The organism is Streptomyces sp. NPDC051320 (genome assembly GCF_040682175.1).
Taxonomy (GTDB): Bacteria; Actinomycetota; Actinomycetes; order Streptomycetales; family Streptomycetaceae; genus Streptomyces.
The window spans coordinates 127,356-142,721 of the sequence record NZ_JBFBAL010000002.1 but is presented as its reverse complement, the minus strand read 5'-3'; the positions used below and the strand labels follow the sequence as shown (position 1 = coordinate 142,721).

28 protein-coding genes and 1 pseudogene are annotated in these 15,366 nt (G+C 70.0%); 28 read left to right on the top strand and 1 reads right to left on the bottom strand.

Annotated elements, in window-relative coordinates; genetic code table 11:
* Positions 1-51: 51 nt before the first annotated feature.
* The gene (locus AB0M87_RS04765) at positions 52-255 is read right to left on the bottom strand and encodes a hypothetical protein (RefSeq protein ID WP_365850160.1); all 204 of its coding nucleotides are present in this window, start codon (positions 253-255) and stop codon (positions 52-54) included.
* 99 nt (positions 256-354) lie between these two features.
* On the opposite strand from AB0M87_RS04765, the gene AB0M87_RS04760 reads away from it, so the two are divergent.
* The 28 genes and pseudogenes from AB0M87_RS04760 (at position 355) to AB0M87_RS04625 (ending at position 15,345) form a co-directional block, all read left to right on the top strand.
* Positions 355-1,641, top strand: a complete 1,287-nt coding sequence (locus AB0M87_RS04760) for a hypothetical protein (RefSeq protein ID WP_365850158.1) — start codon at positions 355-357, stop codon at positions 1,639-1,641.
* Positions 1,638-1,982: a hypothetical protein gene (locus tag AB0M87_RS04755; protein WP_365850157.1), complete on the top strand. Its 345-nt coding sequence runs from the start codon at positions 1,638-1,640 to the stop codon at positions 1,980-1,982. The genes AB0M87_RS04760 and AB0M87_RS04755 overlap by 4 nt, the downstream gene beginning before the upstream one ends.
* A 14-nt stretch (positions 1,983-1,996) precedes the next feature.
* Positions 1,997-2,425: a hypothetical protein gene (locus AB0M87_RS04750; protein WP_365850156.1), complete on the top strand. Its 429-nt coding sequence runs from the start codon at positions 1,997-1,999 to the stop codon at positions 2,423-2,425.
* The gene (locus AB0M87_RS04745; protein ID WP_365850155.1) at positions 2,422-2,751 is read left to right on the top strand and encodes a hypothetical protein; all 330 of its coding nucleotides are present in this window, start codon (positions 2,422-2,424) and stop codon (positions 2,749-2,751) included. Before AB0M87_RS04750 ends, AB0M87_RS04745 begins: the two co-directional genes overlap by 4 nt.
* On the top strand, positions 2,748-3,017 hold the full coding sequence (locus AB0M87_RS04740) for a hypothetical protein (protein ID WP_365850154.1): 270 nt from the start codon (positions 2,748-2,750) through the stop codon (positions 3,015-3,017). The genes AB0M87_RS04745 and AB0M87_RS04740 overlap by 4 nt, the downstream gene beginning before the upstream one ends.
* Positions 3,014-4,189 carry a phage Gp37/Gp68 family protein gene (locus AB0M87_RS04735; protein ID WP_365850153.1) on the top strand — a complete coding sequence of 392 codons (1,176 nt, stop codon included), beginning with the start codon at positions 3,014-3,016 and terminating at the stop codon, positions 4,187-4,189. Before AB0M87_RS04740 ends, AB0M87_RS04735 begins: the two co-directional genes overlap by 4 nt.
* Positions 4,189-4,374: a hypothetical protein gene (locus AB0M87_RS04730; RefSeq protein WP_365850152.1), complete on the top strand. Its 186-nt coding sequence runs from the start codon at positions 4,189-4,191 to the stop codon at positions 4,372-4,374. The genes AB0M87_RS04735 and AB0M87_RS04730 overlap by 1 nt, the downstream gene beginning before the upstream one ends.
* Positions 4,371-4,499 (top strand): hypothetical protein, encoded by a 129-nt coding sequence (locus tag AB0M87_RS04725; protein WP_365850151.1) that lies wholly within the window; start codon positions 4,371-4,373, stop codon positions 4,497-4,499. Before AB0M87_RS04730 ends, AB0M87_RS04725 begins: the two co-directional genes overlap by 4 nt.
* A complete protein-coding gene (locus AB0M87_RS04720; protein ID WP_365850150.1) occupies positions 4,487-4,885 on the top strand; it encodes a hypothetical protein in 399 nt (132 codons plus the stop codon). The genes AB0M87_RS04725 and AB0M87_RS04720 overlap by 13 nt, the downstream gene beginning before the upstream one ends.
* Positions 4,886-4,955: 70 nt before the next feature.
* Complete coding sequence (locus AB0M87_RS04715) at positions 4,956-5,723, top strand: VWA domain-containing protein (RefSeq protein WP_365850149.1); 768 nt, start codon at positions 4,956-4,958, stop codon at positions 5,721-5,723.
* 83 nt (positions 5,724-5,806) lie between these two features.
* Positions 5,807-6,085, top strand: coding sequence for a hypothetical protein (locus tag AB0M87_RS04710; RefSeq protein WP_365850148.1), 279 nt, complete (start codon positions 5,807-5,809; stop codon positions 6,083-6,085).
* 40 nt (positions 6,086-6,125) lie between these two features.
* Positions 6,126-6,470 (top strand): HU family DNA-binding protein, encoded by a 345-nt coding sequence (locus AB0M87_RS04705; RefSeq protein WP_365850147.1) that lies wholly within the window; start codon positions 6,126-6,128, stop codon positions 6,468-6,470.
* A 27-nt stretch (positions 6,471-6,497) separates the two neighbouring features.
* A pseudogene (locus tag AB0M87_RS04700) lies at positions 6,498-6,734 on the top strand (WhiB family transcriptional regulator); the annotation flags it as partial.
* A gap of 368 nt (positions 6,735-7,102) precedes the next feature.
* The gene (locus tag AB0M87_RS04695; RefSeq protein WP_365850146.1) at positions 7,103-7,540 is read left to right on the top strand and encodes a helix-turn-helix domain-containing protein; all 438 of its coding nucleotides are present in this window, start codon (positions 7,103-7,105) and stop codon (positions 7,538-7,540) included.
* Between the two features lie 269 nt (positions 7,541-7,809).
* Complete coding sequence (locus AB0M87_RS04690; RefSeq protein ID WP_365850144.1) at positions 7,810-8,106, top strand: hypothetical protein; 297 nt, start codon at positions 7,810-7,812, stop codon at positions 8,104-8,106.
* Entirely contained in the window at positions 8,103-8,312 is a 210-nt protein-coding gene (locus AB0M87_RS04685) for a hypothetical protein (protein ID WP_365850142.1), read from the top strand. Before AB0M87_RS04690 ends, AB0M87_RS04685 begins: the two co-directional genes overlap by 4 nt.
* A 52-nt stretch (positions 8,313-8,364) precedes the next feature.
* On the top strand, positions 8,365-9,717 hold the full coding sequence (locus tag AB0M87_RS04680) for a glycosyltransferase (RefSeq protein WP_365850141.1): 1,353 nt from the start codon (positions 8,365-8,367) through the stop codon (positions 9,715-9,717).
* The gene (locus tag AB0M87_RS04675) at positions 9,714-10,250 is read left to right on the top strand and encodes a hypothetical protein (RefSeq protein WP_365850139.1); all 537 of its coding nucleotides are present in this window, start codon (positions 9,714-9,716) and stop codon (positions 10,248-10,250) included. The genes AB0M87_RS04680 and AB0M87_RS04675 overlap by 4 nt, the downstream gene beginning before the upstream one ends.
* A complete protein-coding gene (locus AB0M87_RS04670) occupies positions 10,247-11,179 on the top strand; it encodes a hypothetical protein (protein ID WP_365850138.1) in 933 nt (310 codons plus the stop codon). Before AB0M87_RS04675 ends, AB0M87_RS04670 begins: the two co-directional genes overlap by 4 nt.
* Positions 11,179-11,469: a hypothetical protein gene (locus tag AB0M87_RS04665; protein ID WP_365850137.1), complete on the top strand. Its 291-nt coding sequence runs from the start codon at positions 11,179-11,181 to the stop codon at positions 11,467-11,469. The genes AB0M87_RS04670 and AB0M87_RS04665 overlap by 1 nt, the downstream gene beginning before the upstream one ends.
* Positions 11,459-11,809, top strand: coding sequence for a hypothetical protein (locus AB0M87_RS04660; RefSeq protein WP_365850136.1), 351 nt, complete (start codon positions 11,459-11,461; stop codon positions 11,807-11,809). Before AB0M87_RS04665 ends, AB0M87_RS04660 begins: the two co-directional genes overlap by 11 nt.
* Positions 11,806-12,036 (top strand): hypothetical protein, encoded by a 231-nt coding sequence (locus AB0M87_RS04655; protein WP_365850135.1) that lies wholly within the window; start codon positions 11,806-11,808, stop codon positions 12,034-12,036. The genes AB0M87_RS04660 and AB0M87_RS04655 overlap by 4 nt, the downstream gene beginning before the upstream one ends.
* A gap of 1 nt (position 12,037) precedes the next feature.
* Positions 12,038-12,304 (top strand): hypothetical protein, encoded by a 267-nt coding sequence (locus AB0M87_RS04650; RefSeq protein WP_365850134.1) that lies wholly within the window; start codon positions 12,038-12,040, stop codon positions 12,302-12,304.
* Entirely contained in the window at positions 12,301-13,128 is an 828-nt protein-coding gene (locus AB0M87_RS04645; RefSeq protein WP_365850133.1) for a DNA adenine methylase, read from the top strand. Before AB0M87_RS04650 ends, AB0M87_RS04645 begins: the two co-directional genes overlap by 4 nt.
* Complete coding sequence (locus tag AB0M87_RS04640) at positions 13,125-13,388, top strand: hypothetical protein (protein ID WP_365850131.1); 264 nt, start codon at positions 13,125-13,127, stop codon at positions 13,386-13,388. Before AB0M87_RS04645 ends, AB0M87_RS04640 begins: the two co-directional genes overlap by 4 nt.
* Positions 13,381-13,959, top strand: a complete 579-nt coding sequence (locus AB0M87_RS04635; RefSeq protein WP_365850129.1) for a hypothetical protein — start codon at positions 13,381-13,383, stop codon at positions 13,957-13,959. Before AB0M87_RS04640 ends, AB0M87_RS04635 begins: the two co-directional genes overlap by 8 nt.
* Positions 13,952-14,815, top strand: a complete 864-nt coding sequence (locus AB0M87_RS04630) for a hypothetical protein (RefSeq protein WP_365850128.1) — start codon at positions 13,952-13,954, stop codon at positions 14,813-14,815. Before AB0M87_RS04635 ends, AB0M87_RS04630 begins: the two co-directional genes overlap by 8 nt.
* Positions 14,812-15,345 (top strand): hypothetical protein, encoded by a 534-nt coding sequence (locus AB0M87_RS04625; RefSeq protein ID WP_365850127.1) that lies wholly within the window; start codon positions 14,812-14,814, stop codon positions 15,343-15,345. Before AB0M87_RS04630 ends, AB0M87_RS04625 begins: the two co-directional genes overlap by 4 nt.
* Positions 15,346-15,366: the final 21 nt, after the last annotated feature.

Sequence of the window (15,366 nt, the reverse complement as noted above, 5' to 3'; positions counted from 1 at the left end):
CCCCGGAAGGAGGTGACCACTGTGCCAAGGACGAAGTCGTACTGCGGGACGTCAGCGCTTCTTCGCCTCGATGGCCTCTTCGTAGAACTCCGGGGTCACGAGGTAGGCCCGCCGGCGCCCGCGAACGGTGAGCGCGCTGACTACGCCGTCTTCACGGAGCTGCTCGATGACTGTCGTCAGCAGGGGGCGGGCGATCGTCAGCGGCACTTCCTGCACGCCGTCGGGGGCGATCTGGGGTTCCTGGTCAGCGGCCATGGCCAGAGTGTAAGACATCCCAAATGTTAGAACTCTAGCCAATCTTTAAAGTATGGTGAATGATGTCACTACGTCGCAACTAGAAGGGAGGTGGCCACCGTGTCAACGACATTCCGATCGCAGCGAGTTCGCGTTCCCTGGCGGGTGGTCACCTCCAGCGTCTACAGCGACGCCACGGTGGCCGTGTACGCGAAGGTCGCGGCGCTCGCCGGGCGCCGCGAAGGCTGTACGGCCGGGGTCGGCTACCTCACCGGGCTGCTCGGTGTCTCGCGTCCCACCGTGGAGCGGGCATTCACGCAGCTTGGCCGGCCCGCCCCGGACGACGACGTTGTGGAGCTCACGACCATCAGGCGGACTGCGCCGGGCGGCACGGGCATAACGGCCGTGCGCAGGGTGCGGGTCGCCAGCAAGGACGAGAGCTTCGTGTGGGTGCCGTCCCGGGCGAGCGAAGCACTCAGCCCGCGCCAGCTGCGCGCGTACACCGCGGTGGCGTATGCCGTGGCGACGGGGCACCCGCTGACGCTGTCCGAGATCGGCACGGTGCTGCGGCACCGGTCGGGGAAGAAGTGCGGTCAGCCGCTCAGCGACAAGGCCGTGGACCGCATTCTGACCGGTCTGGAGAAGCTTGGCTGGATCACCGTGGACCGGCGGGCCGGATACCGCGGCCGTCACCTCTTCACCGTCCACGACCAGCCGTCGCAGATGACACTCACCCCCGACGTTGAAGAGGGATCGGGTGCGGATCTTGGTGATGGGTCCCTCGCGACTAAGGAAGACCACAGGACTGACTCACCAGAAGACGAGCAGGCCGGTGGTTTCATCCGCCGGAGGCGAACTACCGGTAGTCGTGCTGTGGAAAACCCGGACCGGGTTCCGCTTCCCGCCGCTTTCAAGCGTCCGTACGCGGGACCGCAGCTGAGCCTCGCTCCGCGGATCTGGAAGGTCCTCGAGCCGGTTCATGTGCTGCTGGCGGGCTTGTCGCCGTACGTGGTGCGCGAGCTCGCCCGGGAGATCGGCCGCCAGCTCGATCAGGGCTGCGAGCCGGAACGGCTGCGGCAGCGTCTCGAGTTCCGCTTCGCCACCACCGACACCATCCGCGACCGGGGCCGCTGGCTGCTCGGTGCCGCCGTGGTCCGCCACGGCTGCGGACTGTCTGACTGCGAATCCGGGCGGATCTGGCGCACCGGCGAGCGCTGCCAGGTGTGCGCGGACCTGCGGGCGGACCGGCGTCCGCCGCCGCGCCCGCCCGGCCCTGCCGGGCCGCCGTTCCCCGGCCCCGGCCGGTGGCACGAGTGCGCCGACTGCGGGGCCCCGTCCCGCAAGCAGCTGCCCGACGGCCTGTGCCGCGCCTGCCGACCCACGCACCCCACTTGGAGCACCCCATGAAGCACAACCCGATCCCCGAGAAGCCACCGGACCTTCCCCGGCCCGCCTCCCGCGAGCTCCTGGCGCTGGCGTCCGCCGCCCGGCCCGACTGGGGTCCTCACGAATTCCTGGACGTCCTCACGCAAGCCCGCAGCTCGGGCATGACCTGGGGCGGCGTCCTCGCCGCGGTCGGCCGGCTGATGGCCGACCCGCAGGCGGAACCCATGGACCTGCTGCCCGCCGTGCCGGAGCACTGGCGGCGCCGCCGCCCGGCACCGGCCCCCGAGACCGCACAACGAGGGGCCGCCGCCGCCCGGGCCGCCCTGCACACCACGACCAACACCGACGAATCCCACACCTGAAGGAGATGGTGGCGATGACCGCAACGACGCACATCGCTGCACGTCGCATCAACCGCAGCCAGCCGAAGCACCGCCGGGACGGACGCCTGACGGCCTTCCTGTTGAGGCATTCCCGCCGCGTCCAGGCCCGGTACTTCGAGTCGATGCGCCAGGCCCTGCCGGTCGCCGACCCGTTCCGCCACGACCTGGAGAACCGGGCGTACGAGGACCTCTTCGCGCACCTCGCTATCGACCACCCCGACCTGGTCACCCCGGCCGACGGGGGAGAGGCCGCAGCGGCCGCCGACCACCAAGTCCTGCTGCTCGCCCTGTGCGACGAATGGTTCCGCGAGGCATTCGGCCCCGAGCGCACCTGGTCACCGCAGACCATCGCCCGCTACCAGAGGCTCCAGACCATCGTCCGCGACGACCTGTGCCACGGAACGACCGGCGGTGCGCCGTGAGGACCGTCACCCACTCCAGCCAGGCGGCACTCGCCCTGCGCCACGAACTCTTCAGCCGCCTGAGCCACGCGGCCGGCCGCGAGCTGACCGAGGTCCGCGTCACCGCGCACAAGCGCAACGACGCCCGCTTCTGGTGCGTGATGGCCCTCGACTGCAACCGCCTCGAGACGCCGCTGCCCCAGGGCGCAGCCCGCACGATCACCTACCAGCTGCGCCGCGCCTTCCCGGACGCCCGGTGGGGCCGCGCTCAGGACTACGACGTCATCACCGGGGTCCTGTCCGAGCACGTCGTCACCGTGCCGGCGTGCCTCGTGGACGCGCTGTGACCCGGGCCAGGGGCCGACGCCAGGTCGACCACAGGGAGATCGCCGCGCTCGCCACACAGCTGCCCGGGACGTGGGTCCTCGCCGGCTCGTACGGCAGCAACTACGGCGCGAAGGCCGTGGCTCTGCGGGTGCGGACGGCGGACTACTCGCGCGCCTACCTCCCCGCCGGAGCGTACGAGGCCCGGACCGAACTCACCGAAGAGGGCGCCGACCTGTACGTCCGCCGCGTCCCCGCACCGCAGCCTGAGGAGGGAAGGCCGGCATGAGCATCACGAAGATCGAGTGGACTGACCGTACGTGGAATCCCGTCACCGGCTGCACCAAGGTGAGTCCTGGCTGCGACAACTGCTATGCGGAGAACATCGCCCACCGCTTCGCCGGATCGAAGGCGTTCCCCGACGGCTTCAGCGTGACGCTGCACGAGGACCGCATCGACCAGCCGTTCCGCTGGAAGAAGTCCGCCCGGGTCTTCGTCAACAGCATGAGTGATCTCTTCCACGACGACGTCCCCGACCTGTTCATCACCCGGGTCTTCGACGTCATGGAGGCAAACGCCCGGCACACCTTCCAGGTCCTCACCAAGCGGCACGCCCGGATGCGGTCCTTCGTACAGGCCCGGGAGAAAGCCCGGCAGGAGCACGCCGCCAAGTTCGACCAGTGCCCCACCGAGGCCATGCGGACCAGCCCCGCGGCCCGGGCCGCCCGCGCACGCGCAGCACGGCCCCCGGCCAACATCTGGCTCGGAGTCAGCGTGGAGAACCAGCAGTGGGCGAACATCCGCATCCCGGCGCTGCTGGAGACCCCGGCCGCCGTCCGATTCATCTCGTGCGAACCGCTCTTGGGCCCCGTCGACCTGAAGCAGGCCGTCGTCACCATGGGCAGCGAGCGAGGCCATGGCCTGACCGCCTCGTACGTACACACGGGCGGCTGCTGCCAGAAGTTCCACGGCATTGACTGGGTCATCGCCGGTGGCGAGTCCGGCCCCCGAGCGCGCCCGATGCACCCGGATTGGGCGCGCGGGCTCCGGGACCAGTGCGAGCAGGCGCGCGTGCCGTTCTTCTTCAAGCAGTACGGCGAGTACCTGTCCGCGGCCGTCACGGACGACACGGAGTTCGCCGGCGGCCGGGCGTACAACGACCCGCTGAACGGCGGCCGTAGCTCAGCGACGATCCGGGAGCTGGGACCGAGCCGCACCTTCCGCTCCGGCGTCACGCGGCCGATGCGCCCCGGGGACCGGACGCGCCGGACGTGGCTGCTGGACGCAAACACGATCGCGGTCCGCGTCGGCAAGACGGCTGCGGGCCGGCTGCTGGACGGCCGCACACACGATGCGTTCCCGCACGACAACTTCCGCGAGTCCGTCCAGGCCGGGTTCATCAAGACCTTCGACGACCACGACAAGCAGCACACCGCCCCCGACACCGCACGGAGGACCTGATGGACACGATCGCCGCCCTGGCACAGCGCCTCACCGACATGCAGGACGCGAACGTCGGTGCCTACCGGGAGCTCGAGCTCACCACCGGCGGCGCGCGCTTCGACACCGAGCAGCCCTTCGGCACCGAGGCACCGCGCAAGCTCGGCACCCTGCCCTTCGGCCGGCGCGCGGGGGGTACGGCGTGATCGCCTACCTGTTCCTCGCGCTCGCCCTGATCGGCCTGGCCTGCCTGGTCATCGCCCTGGCACCGGCAAAGGCCCCAAGCGGTTCATCGCGGACCTCACCAACGGGGGCGGCTTGCGTCGTCTGACGGTCGGCCCCGGCCAGGTGTGGCGCGCCCTGGACGCCGCCCGGCATGAGGTCGACGGCGCGAAGGGCTACATCGGCCGCCTGGAGAAGGACAACCGGGAGCTTTCGCGGGAAGCGGAGAGCGCCTGCGGTGAGCGCGACGACTTCAAGGCCGGGCTGGAGAAGGCCGCGCTGCGCATCGCTGAGCTCGAAGGGCAGCTGACCGCATTCGACCAGCTGTGCACGGAGAACACCCAGCTGCGCGCAGGCATCGCCAACGCCCGCGCCGTACGCCAGGACCCGCGGGTGCCGCCCGTGGACATCACAGAGCCGCCCGAGGCATACGGCGACTTCATCAACGACACCGCCACAGCCTGGCGCGCCGCTTCCCTCGAGTCGGGCGCCTGACCCACCCACACCCCTGCCGCCGCGGATGACACCGGCCCCGGCGGCAGGGGACCAGCAAGGAGAACCACCCATGTTGTTCAACCGCAAGAAGAGCCACCCCACCGCACCGCCCATGCCCACCGCGCCCGCCAGTGCGGCGACGGCGGTCGACTTCGGCAAAGTGCCGGTCGGCCTGGTTTCGCTCGTCAAGTCCGCGGCCGTCTCCCTGGAGAAGAAGGGACTCGCCGGGCAGCGCGCCGCGGTGTACCTGGTCGTCGACCGGTCGTACTCGATGCGCGACTACTACCGCAACGGCGCGGTGCAGGACCTCGCGAACCAGGTCCTCGCTCTGTCCGTGAACCTCGACGACGACGGCGTCGTGCCGCTGATCATGTTCGATTCGCAGCCGTATCCGATGGTCGACGTCAGCCTGGACCGCTACACGGACGTCGTGGCTGAGCAGCACCGGCTGCACGGCGGCGAACTCACCATGAGCGGCACGGAGTACACGATCGCGATGCGCGCCGTCATGGAGCACTACCTGGCCTCGGAGTGCACCACGCCGGCCCTGGTCATCTTCCAGACCGACGGGGACCCGCAGGACACCAACGACACCCGGCTGCTGCTCGCCCAGGCATCCAAGCTGCCGATCTTCTGGTCTTTCGTCGGCTTCGGCCCGTACAAGGTCTCTTTCCTTCAGGAGCTCGACAACCTGCCCGGCCGCCTGGTCGACAACGCCTCGTACTTCCACGCGGGCAAGAGGCCGGCGGCTGTGGCCGACGGCCACCTCTACGACGGCATCACCAAGGAGTTCGGCCCCTGGCTGGCCGCTGCCCGCTCGAAGAACTTGTTGCCGTGAACATCCCCGTCTGCCCCGTCTGCCAGCGGGCTTACCCCTGCATCTGTTCCAGGGCCATCACCATTCCGAAAGGCACCCACGCAATGCGCTCTGCCCGTACCCGCACCATCACCGCGGCTCTCACGGCCGCTGCCGCCCTGGTCCTGCTGTCCGGCTGTGGTGCGAAAGCCTCCGAGCCGTTCAAGGACGCGCCGCGCTCCGGCAAGGACAACGGGACGGCAGCCGACCTGGTCCGGATGCCCGACGGCTTCAGCAACGCGGCCACCAAGTGCGATCACGGCAATCGGATCTACAGCGCCTACCACGGCGACAACAAGACCGCCTCGATCGCCGTGGTCCCGGCCGACCCCACCTGCAACTGACCGACCCCGGCGCGGGGCCGCCCGCCCCGCGCCCGCCCACTTGGAGATCACCATGGCGATCAAGAGACTCACCGCAGCCGTCGCAGCAGAGGCCGGCCTGACCCGGGAGCAGGCTCAGGCCGCGGTCCGCGCCGTATTCGACACCATCGCCCGGGACCTCGCGGCCGGACGGAGCCTGACCGTCAGCAACTTCGGCACGTTTTCGGCGAAGGTCCGGCCGGCGGGCGTCGCGCAGAACATCGCCACAGGCGAGCGTATGGCGACCGTCGCGCACCATGTCCCGCGTTTCCGGGCCACCGGCCGGCTGCGGGACATGGTGCGCGACCAGGACGCCACCGCAAGCATCCGCAAGCTGCCCTCGGGCCCTTCCACGCGCACCCGGTGAACGGCGGTGACGACCTACTCGGGACAGGTGCCCGACACCCTCCTCAAGCGCAGCGACTGGATCCACCGGGCCGCATGCGTGGGCGAGGACATCGAGCTGTTCTTCGACGACACCTTCGAACCGGAGGCGAAGGCGCTCTGCGTGGCATGCCCGGTCCACGCCGAATGCCTGGGCTGGATCATGGGGCTGGAGCGGGGCGAGATCGAGTCGGGACGGGACCCGGCGGTGATCGCCGGACTGAACCCGCACGAGCGCACCGCCCTTGACCCGTCCGCGCCCGAACCGGCCGCCAAGCCCAAGCCCCGTACGGCGACCCTTCGTGAGCCGCAGCGCCGGGAGAAGCGGAAGCCGGCGGACAGAAACGAAGAGTTGACCTGCCCGTCGGCCGCCGGGTACCGCAAGCACGTACGGATGGGTGAACCCGTCGACGACGGGTGCCACGAAGCCCACTTGCAAGAGCGCCGGGAAGCGCGGTGGGAGCAGCGCGACGCAGAAGTGCGCGCGCTGTGGGATCGCAACCTCACCGACCGGGAGATCGCCAAGCGTCTCGGGCGTCAGATCCGCACCGTGCGCACGTCCCGCGAGCATCTGGGGCTGCCGCCCCACGAGCCGGCCACCAAGGGGGCCGCGGCGTGAAGGTACGTGCCGATGTGGCCCGCCTGCTGCGGGAAGGGCTCTCCGACCGGGTGATCGCTGACCGGCTTGACGTGTGCGCCCGGACGGTAGCGGCGACCCGGGCTGCGCTGCGCATGCCGAAGCACAAGAGCGGCCGCGTCCCGGCCGCCAGTGTGGAAGAGCTCTTCCGGCTCCGTACACGGCCGGTTGACGGCGGCCACCTCGAGTGGACGGGCTACCGGCACCAGGGCGTCCCGGCTCTGCGTCACGCAGGCCGCAACCTCAGCGCGTGCCGTATCGCCTTCGGGATCCGCTACGACCGTGAGCCCGAAGGCAACGTCCTGCCCGGCTGTGATTTCGCCGGGATCTGTGTGGAGCCCGGCCACATGGAGGACCGGGTCATCCGGGAGCGCAACCGGGCCATCTATAAGGCGATTTTCGGGGAGGTGGCGTGATGGCCGCCCCGCCCGCGCCCCGCCACCCGGTGCCCGACCACATCCCCGAGCACCTGCGCGAGGCATTCGCCACGACCAAGGGCAGCGGTGTACCGGCGCACTGCCCGTACCGGTCGGGGGACGCCGTACAGCTCCACGGCTACGGCGGCGAGCAGCCCGGCCCTCCACGCCAAGCAGCGCCAGAGCGGCCGGCAGCTCGATCTCTTCGCGAGCCCTTCCTGACCGGGCCCCACTTCCACCGACCACTACAAGACGAAGGAAAACCGATCATGTCCGTCCTGAGCGCCACCGGCCTCGCGCTGATCCTCTGCGCCCTCGCCGGCTCGCTGACTGGCCGCCTTGCCCGGCACAACGTATTCGGCCTGGACGCCATCGCCTGGGGCCTCTTCGGAATCCAGGACGCCCGTGAAGGCAGCTGGCCGTGGGCGCTGGTCATGGCCGGTGGCTGCGCGTACTTGGCCTGGAAGTGGTGGACCGGTGGTGGCGGCGACGGCACGAAGCGCCGCCTGCGCCAGCTCGGCAAGCTCTTCCAGCCGACCCGGCGCACCGCACCGAGCCCCGCATGAGCAACGCCCACACCTTCATCATCGCCGCGCTCGGTGGCTTCGCCGGCGCCCTCGGCCTGGTGCTCCTCCTGATCACGGCCGTCATCGCCTACGTGACCATCGGCGGCCTCCTCAACCGCCTGGAGCAGCGCCGCGTCCGCCGCGACCTGAAGGCGTGCCAGGCCATCGACGCGCTCGGCACCACCGACAAACCCGACCACCCGTAAGGCCAGATGCTCCCGCCCCCACCGCCCGGCCGACCCTGCGACAAGGAACCCCGTGAACGCTCACCTCAGCTGGTACGGCATAGCCGTCGGCTCCGTGCTCCTCCTCAAGCTCCTCATGTCCATCCCGCTGCGCCGCTCCAGACCGCCCACCGTGTTCCGGGACGGGCCGCCGCTGGCCGTGCACGCCATCATCACCGTCTACAACGAGACCCCGGCGATGCTGCGCCGCTGCCTCGAGTCGCTGTACGAGCAGACCCGGCGGCCCGGCTCGGTGACCGTCATCGATGACTGCTCCCGCACCCGGGACGCCGCCGACGTCGCCGAAGCCATGGCCGCCCGCTTCGCCCTCGCCGGGGTCCCGCTGAACGTCATCCGCTTCCCCGAGAACCGCGGCAAAAGGCACGGCCTCGCCGCCGGCTTCCAGGACCGGCCTCAAGCCGACGCATACCTGTGCGTCGACTCCGACACCGTCCTCGAGCCCACCGCGGTCGCCGAACTCCTGAAGCCGATGTCCCGGCGGCGCGTCCACTGCGTCACCGGCCTGGTCCTCGCCCACAACCGGGCCGTCAACCTCCTCACCCGGCTGATCGACATGCGGTACGTGAATTCCTTCCTCGGAGAGCGCGTCGCCTACTCCCGCCTCGGCTCCGTGCTCTGCGCCTGCGGATCCCTCGCCGTCTACCGCGGGTGGGTCGTCCGCAAGCACCTGGACGACTTCCTCACCCAGCGATTCCTCGGCAGGCCCGCCACATTCGGCGACGACCGCCGCCTCACCTACTACTGCCTCACCGAAGGCCAGTCCCTCATCCAGCCCGCCGCGATCGGCCGCACCGACGTCCCCGAACGCCTCGGTCACTACATCCGCCAGCAGATCCGCTGGGGAAAGAGCTTCATCCGCGAAGGCACCCTGCTCGCGCTGCGCTGGCGCATGGCCCACCGCATCTGCTGGTGGCTCAACCTCGCCGAACTCGCCATGTGGGCCGGCTTCACCGCCGGACTCCTCACCGCGATCACCATCACCGTCCTGAACCCCGGCGGATGGCTCTTCTTCGCCGCGTACGGAGCATGGATCTGCGCCATGGCCTGGCTGCGCTCCCTCCACTACCTGCGCGCCGCCCCCGGAGTCCCCATCGCAGACCGGCTCCTCACCTTCGCCTGCGCACCCCTCTACGCCCTCCTCAACCTCTTCCTCCTCCTGCCGCTGCGCCTCTGGTCGCTCGCGACGCTGCGCCGCAACAACTGGGGGACACGCCAGCACGTCGAACTCACCCGCGAGCAGCCCGCGGTGGCGCTCGAGGAGGACACCGTCGAAACCCCGCTGCCCGACAACGAGACCACCCAGCCCATCCCCATCCCCGGCCAGCGCAAGGCCTGGACCCCGACCCACGAAGGACAAGCGCGATGATCGAAAACACCAGCGAGAACATGGAGCTCGCGGGGCAGGCGCAGGCCGTCAAGTCCGCCCTGCTGCCCACCGACCTCGGCGACAGCACGCAGGAGGGCTTCGAGGCGCTGGGCTTCACCTTCGGCGACCCGCAACCGGACCACCCCGCGTTCCGGACAACCACCCTGCCCGATGGCTGGAAGCGCCAGGAGAGGGACGACCGGACCACGGAGTCGTGCATCGTGGACCAGCTCGGGCGCGCCCGTATCGGCATCTTCCACCCGCCTCTGCCCGGCGACCGCCGCACCTTCATGCGTATCAGAAGCCTGAGCAGCTACGTCAGCGAGTGCGCGGACCACGGCCGCGGGGTCATCACAGACGACTCCTGGGCTACCCCGGCCGCTGTCCTGGAAGCAGCTCGCGAGGGCGTCACCAGGTGGACGAGCTACGAAAGCGGGGCGCGCTTCATCGGTGCCGATCCCGCGCATGAGACGGCGCAGCGTGAGGCGTACGAGGCCCTTGTCGCCCGGCTCGAGAAAGCGGGCCAGGAATGAGCACCGACGACAACATCCGCCGCGGCCAGGACTACGCCCGCGAGACATACGGGCAACCGCCGCGTGCCTTCCTGGTGCGCCGCGACGAAGACGTCACCGGCATTTCCTCCACTGGCGTGGTCGCCGAAGGGGTCCTGTTCTCCGACGGCTGGGTGGTCACCCACTGGCTGGACCGGCCGCCGATGCACGAGCCGAAGACCGATGTCTGGCACCACCAGGGCGTCGAACCCTTCGAGAAGGTCCACGGCCATGGCGGCACCACCCGGATCGTCTGGGTCGAAGACGCCGAATACGAGGCCAGGTGGCAGCAGGTCATGACCCGGAGGACGCAGAAGCTCATAGCGGACCTCTTCGGCGTCCCGCAGTGGCCGGTCGACCCCGATGAGCCGGCGTCCGCCGTACCTGACGAGATCGTCCACGCCTGCCCGCCGGACGGCTCCGGCCTCACCCCGTGCTGCGGCCGGACCCCGTTCGAACTGCCGCTCACCGACCGCATCAGCAGCGAGGCGCCCACCACTTGCACCCGGCCCGGCCCGGACAGGGGCCTGACGACGGCGGATACTCCGGCTGAGGAGCTGGCCGCTGCCGAGTGCTCCGCGCAGTACCAGGCCGTACGGACGACGGACCCGCGGAAGTGCATCCGGGCGGGGCAGCACCGCGGCGACCACATCGATGAGCACGGCTTCCACTGGTCCGACACCGTGGCCGTGTATCCGGTCATCGATGGCGAGGTGAAGTACTCGCGCGCATCCGCCAACAGCTGCTCGAGCCCCGAGCATGCCTGCCCCACCTGCGGTGACTGCGTAAACGAGCACCCGGGTGAGGGCGGCTGCCCCGTCGAAGCACCCGAGCCCAATGAGCGGCTGCGCGAAGCCGCGCGGCGCTGGCGTCACGTCGTCGCGCCCGTCAGCTACCGGGAGCAGTCCTGATGCGCCAGCTCAGCGCGTTGCTGGCGGTCGGCCTGTGCTTCGCCTGCACCGCGTTCGGTATCACGCCGATCACCGAGTCCGCCGCGGTGCCCGGGCGCACCGAGGGCGACACGAAGGCGCCGCCGTTCGACCAGCGTGCCAACACCGAGCTCGTCATCGATCTCACCTGGACCGGCGCGAACGAGGCACACCGCGTCGGGCTGTGCGCCGGCCGGTACGCACACGACAGCCCCGCCATCGACTGGCCGTACGCGGCCCGTCTCATCAGGGAGAAGTGCCATGCCCGCTGACCACCAGGCCCCACCCCAGCAGGTGGCCGCCACCGAATACCGCACCCGGGTGCGGCACGTCGAAGCCATCCGCTACGACGGATCCGCGGAAGCCCGCGCAGCCATCCTTGACTTCATGGGCGGCAGCGAGTTCGCCAGCGTAGAGAAGACGTTCGTCCCCGCCGGGTCGGGCCTGCGCGCCCTGGTCGACGGGATCAGCGTCACCTCGCATAGCACGAAGCTGCGGCTCACCGTCGGGCAGTGGCTCATACGCCACCGCCACGCCCAAGGCACCACGTACGAGCACATGCGCCCCGGCGTGTTCGAGCGGACCTACGAGCCCGACCAGGAGCAGCTGTGATCTGCCACCGCTGCCGAAACGCAGCCGACAGCCAGCTCAGTCGTGACGAGCACTGCGACGCCACCGGCGGACCCGGCAGCCCGTGCGACTGCGGGCACCGCACCGACCGCTACCGGACACCCGCTGCTGTGCGGGAACCGACGGTCGTCATCCACGTCCATCAGGACCCGCCGCGCATCGCCGACGAGATCCGCAACTTGCGCCGCTACGGCCCTGGAAGGGGCTGACATGCCGCGCCGCATCAAGACAGCCGACATCACCAAGGTGGTCATCGACAGCGGACACGAGCTCTCCGAGTGGGTCCACGGCGACTGGGACCCCGGCTTCCGCACCGCGCAAGCCGGCCCACGCCAGGTGAACGCCTTCTACGACGGCCCCGGCGAAGCCGCCCAGCTGGCCGCGCTGACCTCCGAGCTGCGCGCATCTGGCTACCACGTCCATTCCACGCAGCAGGACCGCGGCGGCCGCCGCCGACTCGAGGTGACCCGCCCGTGAAATCACCCATCCCATACTTCGGATCCAAGCAGCGCATCGCACCGTGGATCGTCTCGCTGCTCCCCGCACACGAGCACTACGTCGAACCGTTCTGCGGTGGCCTGTCCGTCCTGCTCGCCAAGAAGGCGAGCCGCATGGAGACCGTCAACGACCTCGACCAGGAACTCATCACCTACTGGCGCGTCCTGCGCGATCGTCCCGACGACCTGCTGCGCGCCTGCATGCTCACCCCGCACTCCCGCACCGAGCTCACCCGCACGTGGGAGCCCACGGAAGACGAACTCGAGCTGGCCCGCCGCATCTGGTGCCGGCTCGCACAGGGCAGGTCCGGGACACTCCGCAACACCGGCTGGCGGTACTACATCGACCCGGCCGGGTCCGTCACGTCCATGCCCGGCTACCTCGAGGCATACCGCGACCGGCTTGCTGCAGCTGCCGAACGGCTCCACGACGTCTCCCTGGAATGCCTGCCCGCGCTGACCCTGATCGGCAAGTACGGGGCGCAGCCGGACTGTCTGCTGTACGTCGACCCGCCGTACCTCGGATCCACCCGGGGCTGGGGGCGCAATTACCGCACGGAGATGAAGAGCGAGACCGAGCACCGTGAGCTCGCCGCGTCGCTCGCCGACTGCCAGGCCGCGGTCGTCCTCTCCGGGTACGACAGCCCGCTCTACCTCGAGCTGTACGACGACTGGCACCGCTACGAGCGATCGACCATGACCGGCAACGCCACCAGCGACAAGGGGCGCGCCGAAGTCCTCTGGTCCAACCGGCCGCTCGCCGGGCAGACCGGCCTCTTCGCACTGGAGGCGAGCCGCCCGTGAAACTCATCCTGCGGCGCACGGAGCCCTGCCAGGAGATCGCAGCCGAACCGGGCACCCTCAACACGCTCATGGACTGCCTGCGGCCCCTGGCCAAGGAGCCTGAGCCTTCCTTCGGCGGAGCCATCGGCAGCCTGACCGGCATGCCCCTGGTCGCTGACCCACATCTGCTGCCCGGCGTCGTCCACATGCGGCCCGTCGACCCAGAGCGCACCCACGCCGCCTACATCGCCACCATCGCGAAGGACCACCCCGATGTCTGAACCACGCATCATCTCCAACGCCACCTACTGGCCGTACATCGTGCGTGACCCCGAGCGCCTCAAGGAAATACAGACCTGGCTGCTCGCCAACGGCATCAACCCGGACGACATCCCCGTCGACGCCACGGTGACCATCGAGTCCAAGGACCCCGAAGGCGGCCAGATCATCCGGCACACCGTCTGCCTTCTCAAGGACGGCCACAAGTACGAGGACCCGAGCACCCCGGGAAAGCTCGCCACAGAAGAGCGCACCACGCTGCTCACCGTCGCTCCGCCCACCCACTGGGGCTTCGACATCCCGCAGCAGCCGGCGCCGGAGTTCGCCCGCGGCTTCCGGCTGCACACGAAGGACGGGCACGCCCTCGATGGCGCCGAGTTCCCTTCCGGCCGCACCTACGTCATCGACGACCCCCACTACGGATTCGCCACCGTCGCAATATCCGTGGAGGACCTGCTGAAGAGCTACCACGGCGCCCGCATCGAGTGGCCCGACGACACCCAGGCCGCAGCAGAGCAGGACCAGGCCGCGCCCACCGACGACACCGCAGCGCCGGAGGCCAGCGATGCCTGAGAACACGGTCAACGTCACCCTGACCTTCGCGACGAATAGCGCTCCGGCCGTGGTCGCCGCGCGCGTCGTGGACATCGTCGTCGCGGAGGTCGCCGCGCAGCTCACCGCCGCGCGCTGGCACGGCTCCACATGCAACGAGGCACCCGATCCGGCGGCAGCCTGTGCCCACGAGTCATGGGAAGAGACCCCGTTCCAGCTCGCCGACCGGTCTTGGGCTGCTGCTCGCCGGTGCGCCGACTGCGCCCTGGATACGAAAGAAAGAGGCCGCGGCCTGATGCAGAACCTCGATTCCCTTGTCGCCGACCTGCTCGAGCGCTACACCGGCGACGACAAGACCCCAGGCGACGGCGGCCCCGGCCTCATAGCCCGGCTCGACACGCTCGGGCTGCGCACCCGCCAGCCCCGCGACGCCGGCGGACACAGCACGCCCGGATCACGGCCGCCGACTTCGCTCGAGGCCGTGTCCTGGTCGCAGCGCATCAAGACCGAGGCCGTGCAGCTCGACACGGAGCTCCGCCGGTCCTCGCACGGGCAGGCCTGGTACCGGGCGCTGCGCGCGATCCCGCCCGGCGCCGAAGCCGCGGACCGGGTGGGCGAGGTGACCAGCACGGTGAGCCGGTGGCACGGCACTGTCCTCACCGTGCTCGGGCTGCGCGGCCCCTCCGTCCACTTCCGCCACGCCCTGTGCCTGGCCTGCGGACAGCGCACCGTCTACGGGCGCGCCGACGACGACCGGCCCCGCGCCTGGTGCATCAACGACCAGTGCGACGACGGCGAGACCGGGCAGCCGGCCCGCTACGAAGGCACCCGCATGTACCTGCTCACCACGCACGTCACCCAAGGAGAAACCGCGTGACCGCGATCGTTGGACTCGCACAGGACGGCCGGGTCTACCTGGGGGGCGACTCAGCAGGTGTCGCCGGATACTCCCTCACCGTCCGCACCGACGCGAAAGTCTTCACCAACGGGCTCTACGCCATGGGCTTCACGACGTCCTTCCGCATGGGACAGCTCCTCCGCTACGCCTTCCAGCCCCCGCGCCCCAAGGGCGACCTCTCCCGCTTCATGGTCACCACGTTCGTCGACGCGCTGCGCACCTGCCTCAAGGACGGCGGCTGGGCAAAGAAAAACGCCGACCAAGAGGAGGCCGGAACCTTCCTGGTCGGCGTGCACGGGCAGCTGTTCACGATCCACGACGACTACCAGGTGGCCGAGCCGGCCGACCTGTACGCCGCGGTCGGCTGCGGCCACGAGCTCGCGACCGGGGCCCTGTTCGCCACCGCTGGCACGGACATGAAACCGCGCCGACGCATACGCGTGGCGCTCGAAGCTGCCGAGCACGCGTCAGCGGGCGTCCGCGGCCCGTTCAGCTACGTGAGGAAGTGACCACCGTGCTCGAGACACACA

What these genes read in the sequence shown, in the direction of transcription:
- AB0M87_RS04765 (WP_365850160.1), bottom strand. Translation starts at nt 255, where the DNA reads ATGGCCGCTGACCAGGAACCCCAGATCGCCCCCGACGGCGTGCAGGAA.
- AB0M87_RS04755 (WP_365850157.1), top strand. Translation starts at nt 1,638, where the DNA reads ATGAAGCACAACCCGATCCCCGAGAAGCCACCGGACCTTCCCCGGCCC.
- AB0M87_RS04750 (WP_365850156.1), top strand. Translation starts at nt 1,997, where the DNA reads ATGACCGCAACGACGCACATCGCTGCACGTCGCATCAACCGCAGCCAG.
- AB0M87_RS04735 (WP_365850153.1), top strand. Translation starts at nt 3,014, where the DNA reads ATGAGCATCACGAAGATCGAGTGGACTGACCGTACGTGGAATCCCGTC.
- AB0M87_RS04730 (WP_365850152.1), top strand. Translation starts at nt 4,189, where the DNA reads ATGGACACGATCGCCGCCCTGGCACAGCGCCTCACCGACATGCAGGAC.
- AB0M87_RS04715 (WP_365850149.1), top strand. Translation starts at nt 4,956, where the DNA reads ATGTTGTTCAACCGCAAGAAGAGCCACCCCACCGCACCGCCCATGCCC.
- AB0M87_RS04710 (WP_365850148.1), top strand. Translation starts at nt 5,807, where the DNA reads ATGCGCTCTGCCCGTACCCGCACCATCACCGCGGCTCTCACGGCCGCT.
- AB0M87_RS04690 (WP_365850144.1), top strand. Translation starts at nt 7,810, where the DNA reads ATGTCCGTCCTGAGCGCCACCGGCCTCGCGCTGATCCTCTGCGCCCTC.
- AB0M87_RS04685 (WP_365850142.1), top strand. Translation starts at nt 8,103, where the DNA reads ATGAGCAACGCCCACACCTTCATCATCGCCGCGCTCGGTGGCTTCGCC.
- AB0M87_RS04675 (WP_365850139.1), top strand. Translation starts at nt 9,714, where the DNA reads ATGATCGAAAACACCAGCGAGAACATGGAGCTCGCGGGGCAGGCGCAG.
- AB0M87_RS04670 (WP_365850138.1), top strand. Translation starts at nt 10,247, where the DNA reads ATGAGCACCGACGACAACATCCGCCGCGGCCAGGACTACGCCCGCGAG.
- AB0M87_RS04665 (WP_365850137.1), top strand. Translation starts at nt 11,179, where the DNA reads ATGCGCCAGCTCAGCGCGTTGCTGGCGGTCGGCCTGTGCTTCGCCTGC.
- AB0M87_RS04660 (WP_365850136.1), top strand. Translation starts at nt 11,459, where the DNA reads ATGCCCGCTGACCACCAGGCCCCACCCCAGCAGGTGGCCGCCACCGAA.
- AB0M87_RS04650 (WP_365850134.1), top strand. Translation starts at nt 12,038, where the DNA reads ATGCCGCGCCGCATCAAGACAGCCGACATCACCAAGGTGGTCATCGAC.
- AB0M87_RS04635 (WP_365850129.1), top strand. Translation starts at nt 13,381, where the DNA reads ATGTCTGAACCACGCATCATCTCCAACGCCACCTACTGGCCGTACATC.
- AB0M87_RS04630 (WP_365850128.1), top strand. Translation starts at nt 13,952, where the DNA reads ATGCCTGAGAACACGGTCAACGTCACCCTGACCTTCGCGACGAATAGC.